The following is a 15,828-nucleotide window of genomic DNA, read 5'->3' as shown; positions in this document are numbered from 1 at the left end:
GACGCGGGGGTCAGAGGACCTTGGAGAGGAAGGCGCGGGTGCGTTCGTGCCGCGGGGCGTCGAGGACGGCCGCGGGCGGGCCCTGTTCCACGACGGCGCCGTCGTCCATGAACACCACGGTGTCGGCGACCTCGCGGGCGAAGCCGATCTCGTGCGTGACGACGATCATGGTGGTTCCGCTGCGGGCCAGGTCCTTGATGACGTCGAGGACCTCGCCGACGAGTTCGGGGTCGAGTGCCGAGGTGGGCTCGTCGAAGAGCAGCACCTTGGGTTCGAGGGCGAGGGCGCGCGCGATGGCCACGCGCTGCTGCTGTCCTCCGGACAGCTGCCGCGGATAGGCGTCGGCCTTGTCGGCGAGGCCGACCCGGTCGAGGAGGCGTCGGGCGGTTCGCTCCGCCTCCCTGCGGGGGCGGCGGAGCGCGGAGACCGGTGCCTCGACGAGGTTGTCGAGCACGGTGAGGTGCGGGAAGAGGTTGAAGTTCTGGAAGACGAACCCGATGTGGGTGCGCTGCTTCAGGACGTCCCTCTCCCTGAGCTCGTGGAGCTTGTCGCCGGAGCGGCGGTATCCGATGAGCTCGCCGTCGATGCCGATCCAGCCGCGGTCGACCTTCTCCAGGTGGTTGATGGTGCGCAGCAGGGTGGACTTCCCTGATCCGGAGGGGCCGAGGATGACGGTGACCTCGCCGGCGCGGACCTGGAGGTCGACCCCGCGCAGCACCGGCAGGTGGCCGAAGCTCTTGTGGACGCCGCGGACGTCCACCATCACGGCACCGTCGGCCGGTCGCGCGTCCTCCGCGGTCGCGGTGGTGTCGCTCATCGGCTTTCTCCCAGGGGTGTGAGGGGTACGACGGGCCGGTCGCGCCGCGCGGCCGCGGCGCGCAGGGCACGGACGGAGCGCCGGGCGCGCTGGAGCGGCGTGGGTGGCGGGGTGCGGTCGGCGCCCCGGGCGTAGCGGCGCTCCACGTAGTACTGCGCGACCGACAGGAGGGTGGTGAGGACCACGTACCAGGCGGTGGCGACGAGCAGCAGGGGGATCACCCGGCCGTTGCGGCCGTAGATCACCTGCACCTGGTAGAAGAGCTCTCCGATGGACATCACGTACACGACCGAGGTGCCCTTGAGCAGGCCGATGATCTCGTTGCCGGCCGTGGGCAGGATGGCGCGCATGGCCTGGGGCAGGACGATCCGGCGGATCTGCCGCAGCCGGGGGATGCCGAGCGCCGCGGCGGCCTCCTGCTGGCCGTGGTCGACGGCGATGACCCCGCCGCGGACGATCTCGGCCGCGTAGGCGGCCTGATGGAGGGTCAGGCCGATGACGGCGGCGCCGATGGTGCCGATGAGGCTGTTGCTGTCGACGGACCAGAGGACGGGGCCGAAGGGGACGCCGACGCCCAACTCCTCGTACAACGCGCTGAGGTTGAACCAGAACACCAGCTGGACGATCATCGGTATGGACCGGAAGACCCAGATGTAGGACCAGGCGACGGTCTGCAGCACGGGGCTGCTCGACAGCCTCATGAACGCCAGGACGGTGCCGAGGAGGAAGCCGAGCACGGTGGCGTACGCGGTGAGCTGGAGGGTCACCCACACGGCCTGGACGATCGTCTCGGAGAGGAAGTAGGAGCGGAAGACGTCCCATTCCCAGACGGGGTTGGTGGCCAGGCCGTGCGCGAACTGGGAGACGAGCACGATCACGGCGGCGGCCGCCGCCCAGCGGGCGTAGTGGCGGACGGGGACGACCGTGACGGGCCGCGGGTCGGGTGGTGCGGGGTGTGCTCCGGGGCCGGCGTCCGGGGACGGCGGGCCCGGTGGTGCGGGGGCCGGGGAGGCCGGCCCGCCCGGTGGTACGGCGGTGGGGTCGGTGACGAGGGCCATCGGGTTTCCTGCTCCCCTCTTATCGGTGCTCGGTGGGGTTGATCCGGGACGCGTCGATCGCGGAGGCGGTGGTGCCCCACTTCTCGAGGATCCGGGCGTACGTGCCGTCCTTGATCAGCTCGTTGACGGCGGCCTGGAACGCCGGGGTGAGCGGGGAGCCCTTCCGGAAGGCGAAGCCGACGTCGAGGCGGTGGAACTCGCCGAGGAAGGCGGTCTGCGCGGCGGGCTGCGCCGCCTGGTGGCGCAGGCCGTTGATGGTCGACATGACGACGTCGATCCGGCCCTGCTGGAGCGCGGTGAGCGTCGCCCCGTTCTCCGAGTAGACCTTGACGTCGTACGGTTCCTTGCCGGCCTCGGCGCACACGCCCTTCTTCGCGGTGAGGGTCGCCTCGAAGGTGGTGCCGGCGCCGGTGCCGACCGTCAGCCCGCACAGCTGGGTGAGGTCGGTGACCTTCGTCGTGAGGGTGGTGTCGCCCTTCTTCACCGCGAAGCCCTGGCCGTCGTTGATGTAGGTGACGAAGTCGACGCTCTTCAGGCGTTCGCGGGTGACGCCGAAGTTGCCGGTGCCGACGTCGTACTTGCCGCTGGCGAGGGCCGGCAGGATCGTCTCGAAGGACGCGTCCTGGCGCTCCAGCCGGACGCCGAGGACCTTGGCCACGGCGTCGGCGAGGTCGATGTCCTGGCCCGCGGGCGGCTTGCCCGGCCCGTCCGGGTAGTAGGCCCCGGGCGGGAAGCCGATCGAGCTGCCGATCCGCAGCGTGCCCGCCCGGCGCACGTCGGCGGGCAGCAGGGCGGCGACGGAGTCCACCTTGCGCACGGCGGCGACGGGGTCGTCCGTCGGCGCGGCGGAGACCCGGGCCCCGGCCGGTGTCGTGCCGGGGGTGTCGCCGGAGCCGCAGGAGGTGAGCGCCGCCATGAGCGGCAGCAGGGCGGTGGCCGCGGCCGCGAGGCGCAGTCGTGTGCCGAGGTGACGGGTGCTCACGGACGGGCCGCCTCTCTGCGGGATGCGGGTGAGGGCAGGTGCTTCTCGAAGGGCAGCAGGCCGAGCGTCTCGGGGTCGGCCCGCGTGTCGAACAGCGGGGTGTAGCCGGTGGCGAGGTAGAGGCCGCGGGCCTCGGGCTGGCGCGGGCCGGTGGTCAGGCGGATGCGCCGGTAGCCCCGGGCCCGCGCCTCGTGCTCCAGTTCGGCGACGACGCGGCGGGCGAGGCCGCGCCGCCGGTGGGCGGAGTGCGTCCAGATCCGCTTCAGCTCGGCCGTGGCCGCGTCGTACCGGCGGAAGGCGCCGCCCGCGACCGGCACGCCGTGTTCCAGGAGCAGGAGCAGGACGCCTCCGTGCGGAGCGGTGAACTCCTCGTCGGGATAGCGGGAGATCTCGGCGTGCGCGTCCCTGCCGTACCGCCGGGAGTACTCGTCGCCGAGCTCGCGCAGCAGGGGCCGGACCAGGGGGTCGGAGACGGGGACGTGGACGACCGTCAGTTCCGGGGCGCGGGTCATCACCTCACCCCCGCGAGGGTGCCGCGCTCCGCCCGCTCGGCGTCGCGCCGGGCGACCTCCTCGCGGACGATCGGGATCACGTGCCGGCCGAAGTCGATCGCGTCGCCCAGCAGGTCGTAGCCACGCGCGGAAATGATGTCGACGCCGAGGTCGTAGTAGTCGAGGAGCGCCCGGGCGACCGTCTCAGGGGTGCCGACGAGGGCGTTGGAGTTGCCGGCTCCGCCGGTCGCGGCGGCGGTGGGGGTCCACAGGGCGCGGTCGTAGCGCTCCCCCGCCTCGGCGATGGCGATCAGCCGCTGGGAGCCGGTGTTCTCCGGGGCGTCCCCGCGGTGGTGTCGTACGAGGGCCGCCCGCCGCTCCCGGATCGCGCCGAGCGTGCGGTGCGCCTTCTCCCAGGCCAGTTCCTCGGTCGGGGCGATGATCGGGCGGAACGCGACCTGGATGCGGGGGACGTCGGTGCGGCCCGCGGCCTTCGCGGCCGCCTTCACGGCCTCGATCTGCTCGGCGGTCCTGGCCAGGGGCTCGCCCCACAGGCAGTAGACGTCGGCCTCGGCGCCGCCGGTCGCGTACGCGGCCGGCGACGAGCCGCCGAAGGAGACGGCGGGGCGGGGCTGTCGGTGCGGGAAGACGTCGCTGACGAAGTCGTGGAAGCGGTAGTGGGCGCCCTCGTGGTCGAAGGGCTCGCGGGTGGTCCAGATCTTCTTGACGATCCGGATGTACTCGCGGGTGCGGGCGTAGCGCTCGTCCTTGGTGAGGGTGTCGCCCTCGCGGCGCTGCTCGTGGTCGTTGCCGCCGGTGATGAAGTGGACGGCCAGTCGGCCTTCGCTGATCAGGTCGAGGGTGGCGAAGGTCTTGGCGGCGAAGGTGGGGTAGGAGACGTTGGGCCGGTGGGCGAGCAGGATCCCGAGTCGGTCCAGCCTGCTCGCGACGTACGCGGCGGCCGGTGCGGGGTCGGGCGATCCGGAGCCGTAGGCGAACAGCACCCGGTCCCAGCCGTGTTCCTCGTGGGCACGGGCGAGCCTGAGCGTGTACTCCTTGTCGAAGGCGGGGCCGGAGCGCGGGGTGGTTTCGGAGCCGTCGTGGGTGGCGGCGATGCCAAGGAACTCCACGGGCATGGGAGAGGGCCTTTCCTCGGGTCCTCCGGCCGCGGCGCCGCGGTGGCGGCGCGACGGGCGCGGCGGAGCGGAGCGGCCTGCGGCGCCGTCGGGGTGACGGTGCTTCAGGGCGCTCGGGAACGGGGCGGGACAGGTGTGACGACGCCGGGGCGGAAGCCTCGGAGGAGGGAGGGCGGCGGCAGCGCGTGCCCGTTCCCGCGGGATCGTCCGTACGCGGTCCCGGCACGGGGCGGGAAGGCGCGTACGGCGCTGCTACGAGGGAAGGAACTCGGCCCGCGACGGGTCACCGAGGGAGGGAAGGGCCGAGGGGACGACCCGCTGCCGCGTCAGGCGCAACACGCCGCGGACCACACCCGACCGAAGTCGATGTGGTCACGGGTGACCAGGCGCTGCTCGGCATTCATGCGACCACTTGAGCAGGACATGGTGCTTCTCGTCAACCACGGGCCGGATCCCGGACGGGGGTGGGCGGTTCACCGGGCGGTGAGGTTGACATCCGCGCGCGGTGCGCCCGTACGATCGGGGCCGGACCGGCTCCGCCTCGACGTGGCGCCGTGCCGGCCGCGTTGAGGGACGCGGCGCGTGTGACCACGCCGAAGACCGGCCGCCGCCCAGCGCCCGGCCGGAGTCCTTGTCCGTGCGCCCCGGGCGGCCGCCGCCGCCCGCGCTCCCTCACCTGGAGAGCCCTCCGATGGCTTCGCCCTCCGACGTCCATGTCCCTTCCCGCGTCCCCGCGGCCGGGCCGCGTCCACGACACCCGAGCACCGTCGACGGCCCGGGACCCGAGGCCGATCTCCCGCGGATCGTGCCGCGCCGGCACACCGGCCGCGCGCTGACGGCCGCCGCCGCACTGCTGCTCCTCGCGATGGCGGTCCACTCCGTCGTCCGCAACCGCGCCTTCCAGTGGGAGGTGGTCGGCCGCCACTTCACCACCGCCGCCGTGCTCGACGGGCTGCTGCTGACCCTGTGGCTGACCGCCGTGGTGATGGTGCTGGGCTTCCTGCTCGGCACACCCCTGGCCGTGATGCGGCTGTCCGCCAACCCGGTGCTGCGCGCGCTGAGTTGGGGATACGTGTGGATCTTCCGGTCCACTCCGCTGCTGGTGCAGCTGCTGTTCTGGTTCAACATCGGCGCGCTGTACCCGACGCTCGGTCTCGGCGTCCCCTTCGGGCCCGAGTTCGTCACCGTCACCACGGTCAACCTGCTGGGCCCGACGCTCACCGCGGTCATCGGCCTGACCCTGCACGAGGCGGCGTACGCAGCCGAGGTGGTGCGCGGCGGCATCCTCTCGGTGGACGTCGGACAGACGGAGGCCGCGCAGGCCCTCGGCATCGGCCGGCGGCGCACCCTCCGTCGGATCGTCGTCCCGCAGGCGATGCGCTCCATCGTCCCGACCGCGGGGAACATGCTGATCGGCACCCTGAAGGGCACCAGCATCGTCAGCGTCCTGGCGGTGCACGACCTGCTCTACTCGGTGCAGCTGGTCTACAACCAGACGTACCAGGTGATCCCGCTGCTGATGGTGGCCACCCTCTGGTACATCGCCGTCACCACCGTGCTCAGCGCCGGCCAGTTCTACGTCGAGCGCCACTACGCCCGGGGCTCCGCCCGCGCGCTGCCGCCCACACCCGTCCAGCGACTCCGGTCCCGGCTGGCCGCCCTGCGGGCCCGGTCGGCGACGGTGACGCCCCGCCGTGGATGACGCGGAAACGCGGCGGGCCGATCGAACCCGCCCGGCATCGACCGTCATCGTCGAAGCCGGCGCCCTGGGGGAACACTGGCGCCGCGCACCGGAGTTGTGTTCTCCTGAAGCCGTGAGCCTTCTTGTGACGCGTCGACACGTGGACTACGTGCGCGTCACGACCATGGCCTGTTCCGGCTGACCCGAGGCCTCGTCCCGGCGTTCCGGACCCCGGCGCACCCGCCCCAGGGCTCCTGGGCGCCCCCGACGGGCTCGTTCCGCCGCCCGCGATCCGTTCACCTCCCGCCCGCGCCCGGCCCCCGTACGGAGCCCGCCGCTTCCCGGCGGCGCACATGGGGGCGCGCACACCCCACCCACCACCGCACCAGGAGGAGACGCATGAGCGTCCACGACATCCCCGACACCCGCGCGTCCGTCGAACCCGACGTCCCCGACGGCGCCGCCACCCTCCCCGATCCCGAGGCCTTCGCCGCGGAATGGCGGGAGTGGCACCGGGACAAGGACGCCCGGCTCGCGTCGGAGCACGGCTTCCTCGCGGTCACCGGTCTGCACTGGCTCTCCGCCGAACCCCAGAGCTTCCCCGGCATACCGGGAAGCTGGTCGACGGGGCCCGAAGGCGTCGTGGTCGAGCTCGACGAGGGGACGGAACTCGTCGTGGACGGTTCCGTGGTGCGGGGGCGGCACCGCTTCGGCGTCGTCCCGGAGCGCGGCGGCGTCGACGCCGTCTGGGGCGACACGGTGATCGAGGTCGCCAAGCCCGGCGGCCAGGACGTGGTCCGGCCGCGGCACCCCGACCATCCGCTGCGGGTCGCGTTCACCGGCACGCCCGCGTACGAGCCCGACCCGAGCTGGGTGGTCACGGGCCGCTACGAGCCCTTCGACGAGCCGCGCCCGACCACGGTGGGCGCCGCCGTCGAGGGTCTTCACCACGTGTACGACGCTCCGGGCCGCGTCGTCTTCCGCCTGGACGGGCGGGAGTTGAGCCTGACCGCGTTCAACGGGCAGACGCCGGGGAGCCTCACCGTGCTGTTCACCGACGAGACCTCCGGGGTCACCACGTACGCGGCCAACCGCGGGCTCGCCATCGCCGCTCCCGGGCCCGACGGCACGGTGGTGCTCGACTTCAACCGCGCCACCAATCTGCCCTGCGCCTACACCGACTTCGCGACCTGCCCGCTGCCGCCGGCCGAGAACCGGCTGCCCGTCGCGATCGAGGCGGGCGAGAGGATCCCCCGCGAGCGCGGCCCGGTCTCCTAGGGCCTGTCGGATCAGGCCGGCCCCCCGGTCCTGTCCACGCCGCCCCTCGTCACGGACGGCGACCGCGCCGCCGCCTCCGTCGCGGTCGCCGTCCGTGGCGGAGGCTCGCGGGCGGGAGCGGGGTTCAGGCCCGCGAGAGCTCGCCGAGCAGCTTCCAGGTGCGGCGGCGGTCGTCCTCGCCGCTCAGGTCCGTGGCGGTGAACACCACCTCCGTCGCGCCCGCGTCACGGTAGCGGCCGACCTCGGCGGCCACGGTCTCCTCGTCACCGAGGACGGCCAGGTCGGCGGCCCGGTCGACGCCGGAGAGCTCGATGACGCGCTGGTAGGACGGAACCCGCTCGTAGAGCGCGAGCACGTCCGCCGCGCGCCGCCGCACGCCGTCGGCGTCGGCCGTCACCGCGCCGGGCACGAGCGCCACGATCCTGGGCGCGGGCCTGCCCGCCGCGTCCGCCGCGGCGGTCACGGCCGGCACGATGTGCTCGGCGAGGGCACGCGGGCCGGCCAGGAACGGCAGGATCCCGTCGGCGAGTTCGCCGCTGACGCGCAGGGCCTGCGGCCCCATGGCCGCGACGAGCACCGGGACCGGCGGCAGGTCTCCCGGCACGGTCGCCGGGTAGGGCGTCGTCGCGGTCAGGAGCTCGCCGTGGAAGTCGGCCCGGCCCGTTTCGAGGAGGGGCCGCAGGGCGGTGAGGAACTCCCTGAGCAGTCCGATGGGCCGCTGGTACGGCAGTCCGAACGCGCCTTCGGTGAGGTGCCGGGTGCCGAGGGCGAGCCCGAGGTGGTAGCGGCCGGCGGTGGCGGCCTGCGCCGTCTGCGCCTGGCTGGAGACGAGCAGGGGATGGCGGCCGAAGATCGGGAGCGCGGCCGTCCCCACCTGAAGGCCCGGTGCCTCGCGGCCGACGATCGCGGCCAGCGAGGGCGAGTCGTACGCAAAGGACTGACCGAACCACGCCGAGTGGAGACCGGCGTCCCGCGCCTCGCGCGCGAGGGCGACGGTGTCGTCCAGGGGAAGCTGTCGAGAGGTCGAGCTGAGCGTCGCTCCGAGTTTCATGTCTGCCCCAACAGGGTCCCGTGGTGCGGGAATTCCCGCACCACGGGGGCGCCGGCGTGCCGTCACCGCCTCCGGGCGTCCGCGCTTCCGCTTCGGGCCCGACCGCACAGGGGCGGGGACGGCCGGCTCAGTTCCCGGCCTCGACCGGCCGGCCCATCCACCAGTTGCCGGCCGCTCCGGGGTCCGTGCTGGTCCAGAACTCCACGACCGCGCTGGTGAATTCGGCGGGCGACAGCGTGCCGTCGCCGTCGGTGTCGAGGTGGCGGAACGCCTCGGCGGCGTCCTCCTCGGTGAATTCCGGGAAGTGCCCCCGCTGGAAGGCGAGGAACTCGGCGGGGCTCACGCGCCCGTCCCGGTCGATGTCCGCGATCTGGAGGTAGGTCTCGGCGATTCCGCCGAGCGTGGCCTCGGCGACGTCGGGGTGGTCGGCCAGCGCCCGGGTCGAGGCGACGAACTGCTCCCGCGGGATCCCGTCCCCTCCGGCCGGCAGGAACGGCAGGTGCACCTCCCGCCAGATGCCCAGGTAGGCGTCGACGATCCGGCGCGCCTCCGGCGAGTCCTCGGCGTGCCCGAGGGAGGACGCCACCCGGCGACCCATCACCACGTGGTCGTCCTCCGTCAGCACGCCGTTGCCGTTCACGTCGAGCTGGTCGAAACCACGCTCGATCTTCGCCGTCAGAAAGTCCCGACCGGTCATCACCACTCCTCGTCCCGCGGGTCCTGGGGCAGACGCCGGGTGCGCCTGCCACGCGGGGCAACGAGGCGACGCCCGGAAGGAAACGCCCTGGCCGGATCAGCCACCGGCGGTCGCGGCCGAATCAGCCACCGGTGGTGACGGCCGGGTCGCACGTCCGCAGCCCGGTGACGTGGTTGCCGTCCGTCGCGCAGCCGGCGAAGGTCGCCCACTCGCCGGGCTGGAGCACACGGCACAGGGCCCAGAGGGGGCGGCGGGCAGGGCGGGCAGGAGCCCGCCGAGGTGGGGGCGGCCGCGCTCCCGATCCCGCGCACACCCTTGATAAGGCATGTGACATGTGCCATTTTACTCCCCATCCCGTCACCGGAACGGTCCCCCAACTCCCCCTCCAGGAGCCGACTTTGCGCGCCTTGGTCCTCGCCGCCGCCCTGCTGATCGCAGCCGCCACCCCCACCGCCGCCCACGCCGCCCCGACCGGTCGGGGCGAGCCCGCCCCGGACCACGTCTTCGCCGACGCGGGGCAGCGCCCCGCCCACGGCACCGGCAAGAACGCGGCCGGCCTGACCGCGGCCGGCGGCGGCAGACTCGAAGCCCGGATCCTGCCCCTCGTCCACGACTGCGGCCCGGCGCTACGGATCCGCGCCCAGGAGATGACCGCCGCCCAACTGGCCGCCACCTGCGCGAGCCTGGCCGGCCAGGACGCCTTCTTCCACGACGTGGTCAAGGACCCGGGCCCCGTCGCGGACGACTACAACACCAAGCTCGAAGTCGACGTCTTCAACTCCAGCGCGGACTACAAGGCGTACGCCGGCCGGATCTACGGCATCGACACCGACAACGGCGGCATGTACCTGGAGGGCGACCCCTCCAGGACCGGAAACCAGCCCCGGTTCATATGCTACGAGCGCACCGACGTGAGCCCCGGCTGGCAGATCTGGAACCTCAACCACGAGTACACCCACTACCTCGACGGCCGCTACGACCTCCACGGCGACTTCGCCGACAGCCAGACCACCCCCACCGTCTGGTGGGGCGAGGGCATCGCCGAGTACGTCTCCTACGCGTACCGCGGCGTCCCCTACACCAACGCGCTGGCCGAGGCCGGCAAGCACACGTACGCCCTGCGCACCCTGTTCGACACCACCTACGCCGGCAGCGACGTCAACCGCACCTACAACTGGGGGTACCTCGCGGCCCGTTACATGGTCGAGCGGCACCCGGCCGACGTCGCCACCGTCCTCGGCCACTACCGCACCGGGAACTGGGCCGCCGCGCGCGCCTTCCTCACCGGCCTGGACCACGAGGCCGACTGGCAGGCCTGGCTGACGGAGGTGGCCGCCCGCGGCTGATCGCCCCTCCGGGCGGGCCGCCGCCGTCGGGGCCGCGGGATTCGTGCCCGCGGCCCCGTTCGGGGGTGGGTCAGGAGGGATCGCCGTACTGCAGGCCGCGGCCGTTGGTGCCCACGTAGACGCGCCCGAAGGTGTCGGGGTCGCCGGTGATCACGCCGACCCCGCCGATGCTGCCCCACTGGTGCGCGTCGTCGTTGACGCGGAGCCAGGTGGCGCCCTTGTCGGTGGAGCGGAAGACGCCGGTGACGCCCTCGACCGTTCCGATCAGGTAGAGGGCCTGGTAGGAGGCGCCGGGGGCGGGCCTGCCGAAGCCCACCGCGGAGGCGGAGGCCACCGTGGAGAGCCGGGTGAACGTGCGGCCGCCGTCGCTGGAGTGCAGCAGCCCCCGGCCGCCGCCCGCGATCCACAGGTGGCCCGCCATGCCGGGGACGGCCGTCAGCCGGCCGGCCGCGGGCAGTCCGGTCGCCCGGGCGGTGAAGGTCGCTCCGCCGTCGGTGCTGGCGTGGAGCGTGCCGCCGGACAGCGAGTAGAACGTACGGGCCGAGGAGCGGTCGGCGACGACCGCGGCGTCGGTGCCGAGGCCGCGGACCTTCGACCAGCTCGCGCCCTTGTCGGCCGAGCGGTACGGGGCCTGGCCGGCCTGCGTCCAGACGATGGCGGAGCCGTCCGCCGCCAGGGCGACGCGACCGTCCCGGGCGCCGGGCACCGGCTCCGCCCTGAAGCCGGTCCAACTGGTGCCGCCGTCGGTGGAATAGGCGCCGTCCTGTGCGCCGCCCCGGCCGACGCGGACCATCAGCGACGGGTCGGCCTGGGCGAAGTCGATGTCGGTGCTGTTGGTCATCATCGGGTCGCTCAGCCGCCCGGCGGGCACCTTGGTCAGGTCGTCGTGGCGGAAGCCGCCCTGGTCGCCCATCGCGGTGACGACGGCGGCGCCGCCGGGCGGGGCGACCGCGTCCATCAGCGCCGTCTCCTCCAGGCCGCGCGCGCCCCCGGTCCAGTGGCTCGTGCCGCCGCTGTCGGTGGCCGTCGCGTCCTCGCTGCGCCAGATGCCGTTGCCCGTGCCGTACAGCACGTGCCCGGAGTCGAAGGGGTCGATGGCGAGGGCGGTCATCCAGTGCCCGGTGTGGGTGCCGACGTACGGAGCCGCCGAGGCGTTCCGCACCGTTCTTCCGGCCAGTGCCCGCCACGTCGCACCGCCGTCGGTGCTGCGGTAGATCTCGTCCTCGGGCCACCAGCGGCCGAGGGTGGTGACCATCACCGTGGAGGGACGGGACGGGTCGACGGCCAGACCGGAGAACCCGTAGCCGCCCCGGGAGGGGGAGATGTCCTTCCAGCTCCCGCTCTTCGGCGTGTACTTCCGGACCGAGCCCGCGGTCACCCCGTTGGGTCCGAGGGCGTCGGTGTACGTCAGATACAGCGAGCCGTCGCCGGACAGGACGCCGTGCTGGGGCAGCTGGCCGGTGGGCTGCCCCGGGACGGCCTGCCAGGTGCTGCCGCCGTCGGTGGACCGGTACAAGGAGGTCGAGCGGTCGGCGACGCCGACGTAGACCGTGCCGCTGCCGGCCGGGCCGTACGTGACGAAGGAGATCCCCGCGCCGCTGCCCGCCCCGTCCTTGACGGGGAACGAAGAGACCTGGCGCCACGTCGCTCCGCTGTCGGTACTGCGCCACAGGCCGTTCTTCCGGGTGCCGAGGAGCAGGGTCCGGGGGTTCGCGGGGTCGATCACCAGGCGTTCGCCCGCCCCGCGGCCGTCCTCGTTGCCACCCAGCTTGAAGGGGAGGTCGGTGCGCTGGAAGGTGCGGCCCCGGTCGGTGGAGCGGAGGATCGCTCCGTTGCCGGCCCAGTCGTTGGTGTAGGTGCCGGACGCGAGGTAGAGGCGGTTCGGGTCCACCGGGTCGGTGGCCACGGCGTCGATGCCCAGCAGGTTCCAGTCCTTCTCGCCGACCCAGTCGGTCAGCGGGATCCACTGCTCGGCCGCGGGGTCCCACCGGTAGGCCCCGCCCATGTCGGTGCGCGCGTACAACAGCCCCTTCTCGCGGGGGTTGAACACCAGGCCGGTGACGTAACCGCCGCCGACCACCTGGGCGTTCCGCCACCTGTACGGCCCGGACGCGGACGTCCCGGCGGCATCGGGCACCTTCACCAGCGTCCACCGCTGGTTGTCGCCGCCCCGGCCGGGGTACTGGATGACCGCCGCGCCCTGGGCCCTGGAGCCGCCGGCGACGTCCAGGACGAGGCCGCTCGCGCGGGAGGTGAAGGTGACGGCGCCGGAGCCGGGCACGACGTCGATCCGCCACTCCTGGGCGGCGGAGGAGCTGTCGGTCTGCTGCTCGGCGGCGGCCGCCGGTGCGGTGGAACCGCCCGCGATGCCCAGCACCTTGCCGCTGTTGCGGTTCACCAGCTCGTAGTGGCCGTCCCCGGTGGGGCGGAGCCTCCACTGCTGGTTGGCGGTGTTCTGGTCGGTCCACTGCTGGACGCGGGTGCCGTCGGCGGTGGAGAAGCCGTCGACGTCCAGGACCTTGCCGCTGCGCACGGAGACCAGCCGGTAGAAGGCGTTGGCGTCGACCGTCGCGGCCTGCGAGTCGTCCTGGGAGAACAGGAGGTACGGCACGACGGCGGTGGGCACGCCGATCAGCAGGGCGGTGGCGCTCCAGCTACGCCGGTGACGCCCACGGCGCGCGCCGTTCGTGGGGTTGTTCATGGGGGGTGTGCTCCTTGTGCGACTGTGGTTCGGGCGGGTCAGCGGCGCAGGGTGAGGAGCCCCGGCCGGTACGGGAGCCGGTCGTAGGGGCCGCTCGCCCGCGGGGACTTGCCCTGGTACAGGAATTGCAGGTTGCAGGGGTCGATCGTCATGGTCTGGTCGGGGTTGCTGCGGACCAGGTCGCCGTGGCTGATGTCGTCGGTCCAGGTGGCGCCGCTGTTGGCCTTGCCGGCGAACGGGTTGCCCTCGGTGGCGGCCTGCGGGGTCCACGGGCCGCCGAGGCCGGCGGCGGTGAAGGAGCGGAAGTAGCGCCGCTCGTCGGCGCCCCGCGCCTCGACGATCATGAGGTACTGCTCCTGGCCCTTGACCTTGTAGACCTGCGGCGCCTCGAACAGGTTCTTCGTCGTGTCGCTCAGGACCGTCGTGTACGACGAGCCGAAGCTGGACGGGAAGTTCCCGATCGGCATGCTCGCCCGGTAGATCCTGCCGTTGTCACCGGCGAAGAACAGGTACATGTTCCGGTCGTCGGCGATCAGGGTCTGGTCGATCGGACCGGTGCCGGACTCCGTGCGGGGGATCGTGCCGGTGAACAGCGGCCGCGGCGCGGACCAGCCCTCGGGGTCGGTGGGGTCGCTGGACGTGCGGTAGGCGAAGGGCCACGCGCCCCATTGGTAGGCGAGGACCCAGACCTTCTTGGGAGCGAAGTAGAAGAGGGTGGGCGCGACCGCGTTCCGGCTCATCCCCGTCTGGCCGGCCGTGGCCATCTCCGACCAGTTCGCGAAGGGCTTGAACGCCATCGAGCCGTACGAGGTCCCCGACGCGCTCGACGCGTAGACCAGGTGCTTGCCGCCCACCGCGACGTGAGTGAAGTCCTTCACCGCGGCCCACCCGTGCGACGGCTGGGCGAGGGGCCCCGTCGAGCTCCACCGGTACGTCGACGGGAGGGCGCAGGTGCTCGCACCGCCCGTCGAGGAGGGGGCGGTCCACTTCTGGTTGCCGACGGGCGCGCAGGTGTGCAGCTGGATCGTGGTGCCGTTCGCGGTGGCCGCGCCGACGGCGTCGAGGCAGAGCCCGGACTGGACACCGGTGATCGTGCCGTCGGCGTGGACGTCCCACTGCTGGTTGGCTCCGCCGTTGCACTCCCAGACGATCACCGGCGTGCCGTTGCCGGTGCCCCTGCCCTTGGCGTCCAGGCACTTCTCCCCGTGGACCTTCAGCTGTTTGGCGGCGGTGCGGGTCCAGCGCTGGTTCGCCTGTCCGCCGCAGTCCCACAGGCGTACCCGTGTGCCGTCGGCGGTGGCGGAGCCGGGGACGTCGAGGCAGCGTCCCGAGGCGACGCCCTTGATCTCCCCGGTGCCGGCGGCCGGCTCGGCCGGGGTGGTGCCGGCGCCGGAGCCGAGGGCCCGCATGACGGCGGCGTACGCGGGCTTGGGCCTGCCGCCGCCGTCGAACAGCAGGGGGCTCTCTCCCTTGCGCCAGGAGTCGCTGTCGCGGACGCCCCAGACCGTGATCCCGGTGCACCGGGCCACGGACAGGCAGGCGCCGACCGCGTCCGCGTAGTGGGCGGGTGCCGCCTGGGCGATGTCCAGCTCGGTGATCTGGACGTCGACGCCCAGGGCCGCGAAGGCCGCGAGGGTGGTCCGGAAGCTCGCCGGGGGGCCGCTCGCCCCGAAGTGGCTCTGGAACCCGACGCAGTCGAGGGGCACGCCACGGGACCTGAAGTCCTTGACCATGCGGTAGACGCCCTGGGTCTTGGCGTCGGACCAGTTCTCGATGTTGTAGTCGTTGTAGCAGAGCTTGGCCGAGGGGGCGGCCGCACGGGCGGTGCGGAACGCCTCCTCGATGAAGCCGTCGCCCAGCACCTTACGGAAGACGGAGTCGCGGAGCCCGCCGCCGCCGCCGTCGGCGAACGCCTCGTTCACCACGTCCCAGGAGTGGACCTTGCCTCTGTAGTGGGTCAGCTGCGTGGTGATGTGGTGGTTCATCGCGCCGCGGAGCGCCTTCGGGTCGCGGAGGGAAGCGACCCAGGCGGGGAGTTGCGAGTGCCAGACCGTGGTGTGGCCGCGCACGCGCTGGCCGCGGGCCAGGGCCCGGTCGACGATCCGGTCCGCGGGTCCGAACACGAAGGTGCCGCGGGACGGCTCGACGACGTCCCACTTCATCTCGTTCTCCGGGGTGATCATGGTGAACTCCCGGTCCGCAATGGCGGTGTACGCGGCGTCGCCGAGCCTGCCGGCCGCCACGGCCGTGCCGAAGTACCGGCCCGAGGGCGCCGCCTGGGTGCCGAGGCCCGCGGCTCCGGCGGCGCCGGGGAGGAGCGTCGTCACGGCGCCGGCCACCACCGCGGCGGCGGCCAGGCCCGCCGCGAGCGTCCGGCGACGGCGGCGGAGCCGGTGCAGGCCCTTCACGCCTTGCTCCGGCTGTCGCCGTGCACATGGGTGTGGAGCGTCATGGGAGGCCTTTCTTCAGGGATACGCAGGTGGGGGAAGGTCACCCCTGAAGTGGAGGCCGCCGGGCTCACGGCCGCATAACAGAAAAGTCGTGCCGCCCCGGAAAATCGTTTCGCCGACGCTCGTCGCGGGCGGAAGGA

At 73.2% G+C, this 15,828-nt stretch carries 13 protein-coding genes; 3 read left to right on the top strand and 10 right to left on the bottom strand.

What is annotated here, in order from left to right; all coding sequences use genetic code 11:
• Nucleotides 1-10 precede the first annotated feature (10 nt).
• The 5 genes from ACFZCF_RS15615 to ACFZCF_RS15595 all read right to left on the bottom strand — a co-directional run bounded on the left by ACFZCF_RS15615 (nucleotide 11) and on the right by ACFZCF_RS15595 (nucleotide 4,484).
• Nucleotides 11-817 carry an ATP-binding cassette domain-containing protein gene (locus ACFZCF_RS15615; RefSeq protein WP_391286876.1) on the bottom strand — a complete coding sequence of 269 codons (807 nt, stop codon included), beginning with the start codon at nucleotides 815-817 and terminating at the stop codon, nucleotides 11-13.
• Complete coding sequence (locus tag ACFZCF_RS15610) at nucleotides 814-1,875, bottom strand: amino acid ABC transporter permease (protein ID WP_388447642.1); 1,062 nt, start codon at nucleotides 1,873-1,875, stop codon at nucleotides 814-816. Before ACFZCF_RS15610 ends, ACFZCF_RS15615 begins: the two co-directional genes overlap by 4 nt.
• Nucleotides 1,876-1,894: 19 nt before the next feature.
• Nucleotides 1,895-2,791, bottom strand: coding sequence for a transporter substrate-binding domain-containing protein (locus ACFZCF_RS15605; protein WP_391287092.1), 897 nt, complete (start codon nucleotides 2,789-2,791; stop codon nucleotides 1,895-1,897).
• A 62-nt stretch (nucleotides 2,792-2,853) separates the two neighbouring features.
• Nucleotides 2,854-3,369 carry a GNAT family N-acetyltransferase gene (locus ACFZCF_RS15600; protein WP_391286875.1) on the bottom strand — a complete coding sequence of 172 codons (516 nt, stop codon included), beginning with the start codon at nucleotides 3,367-3,369 and terminating at the stop codon, nucleotides 2,854-2,856.
• Complete coding sequence (locus ACFZCF_RS15595) at nucleotides 3,369-4,484, bottom strand: LLM class flavin-dependent oxidoreductase (RefSeq protein ID WP_388447646.1); 1,116 nt, start codon at nucleotides 4,482-4,484, stop codon at nucleotides 3,369-3,371. The genes ACFZCF_RS15600 and ACFZCF_RS15595 overlap by 1 nt, the downstream gene beginning before the upstream one ends.
• A gap of 691 nt (nucleotides 4,485-5,175) precedes the next feature.
• On the opposite strand from ACFZCF_RS15595, the gene ACFZCF_RS15590 reads away from it, so the two are divergent.
• Both ACFZCF_RS15590 and ACFZCF_RS15585 read left to right on the top strand, forming a co-directional pair.
• Entirely contained in the window at nucleotides 5,176-6,186 is a 1,011-nt protein-coding gene (locus tag ACFZCF_RS15590) for an ABC transporter permease subunit (RefSeq protein ID WP_391286874.1), read from the top strand.
• A gap of 378 nt (nucleotides 6,187-6,564) precedes the next feature.
• Nucleotides 6,565-7,443, top strand: coding sequence for a DUF1684 domain-containing protein (locus ACFZCF_RS15585; protein ID WP_391286873.1), 879 nt, complete (start codon nucleotides 6,565-6,567; stop codon nucleotides 7,441-7,443).
• A gap of 124 nt (nucleotides 7,444-7,567) precedes the next feature.
• On the opposite strand, the gene ACFZCF_RS15580 is transcribed toward ACFZCF_RS15585, so the two are convergent.
• The 3 genes from ACFZCF_RS15580 to ACFZCF_RS15570 form a co-directional block, all read right to left on the bottom strand.
• Nucleotides 7,568-8,494 carry a TIGR03564 family F420-dependent LLM class oxidoreductase gene (locus ACFZCF_RS15580; protein ID WP_391286872.1) on the bottom strand — a complete coding sequence of 309 codons (927 nt, stop codon included), beginning with the start codon at nucleotides 8,492-8,494 and terminating at the stop codon, nucleotides 7,568-7,570.
• Between the two features lie 127 nt (nucleotides 8,495-8,621).
• A complete protein-coding gene (locus tag ACFZCF_RS15575) occupies nucleotides 8,622-9,191 on the bottom strand; it encodes an EF-hand domain-containing protein (protein WP_391286871.1) in 570 nt (189 codons plus the stop codon).
• Between the two features lie 121 nt (nucleotides 9,192-9,312).
• Nucleotides 9,313-9,525 (bottom strand): hypothetical protein, encoded by a 213-nt coding sequence (locus tag ACFZCF_RS15570; RefSeq protein WP_388447656.1) that lies wholly within the window; start codon nucleotides 9,523-9,525, stop codon nucleotides 9,313-9,315.
• A gap of 64 nt (nucleotides 9,526-9,589) precedes the next feature.
• Between ACFZCF_RS15570 and ACFZCF_RS15565 the strand changes: the two genes are divergently transcribed.
• On the top strand, nucleotides 9,590-10,537 hold the full coding sequence (locus ACFZCF_RS15565) for a collagenase (protein WP_388447658.1): 948 nt from the start codon (nucleotides 9,590-9,592) through the stop codon (nucleotides 10,535-10,537).
• A gap of 70 nt (nucleotides 10,538-10,607) precedes the next feature.
• Here the strand turns inward: ACFZCF_RS15565 and ACFZCF_RS15560 are convergent, their stop codons facing one another.
• Together ACFZCF_RS15560 and ACFZCF_RS15555 are read right to left on the bottom strand one after the other, a co-directional pair.
• Nucleotides 10,608-13,238 (bottom strand): RICIN domain-containing protein, encoded by a 2,631-nt coding sequence (locus ACFZCF_RS15560; protein WP_391286870.1) that lies wholly within the window; start codon nucleotides 13,236-13,238, stop codon nucleotides 10,608-10,610.
• Between the two features lie 38 nt (nucleotides 13,239-13,276).
• Complete coding sequence (locus ACFZCF_RS15555) at nucleotides 13,277-15,646, bottom strand: non-reducing end alpha-L-arabinofuranosidase family hydrolase (protein ID WP_391286869.1); 2,370 nt, start codon at nucleotides 15,644-15,646, stop codon at nucleotides 13,277-13,279.
• Nucleotides 15,647-15,828 lie beyond the last annotated feature (182 nt).

This window comes from Streptomyces sp. NPDC007945, from assembly GCF_042958885.1.
Lineage (GTDB): Bacteria > Actinomycetota > Actinomycetes > Streptomycetales > Streptomycetaceae > Streptomyces.
The sequence above is the reverse complement of the archived record's forward strand: the minus strand, read 5'-3'. Positions and strand labels throughout refer to the sequence as shown.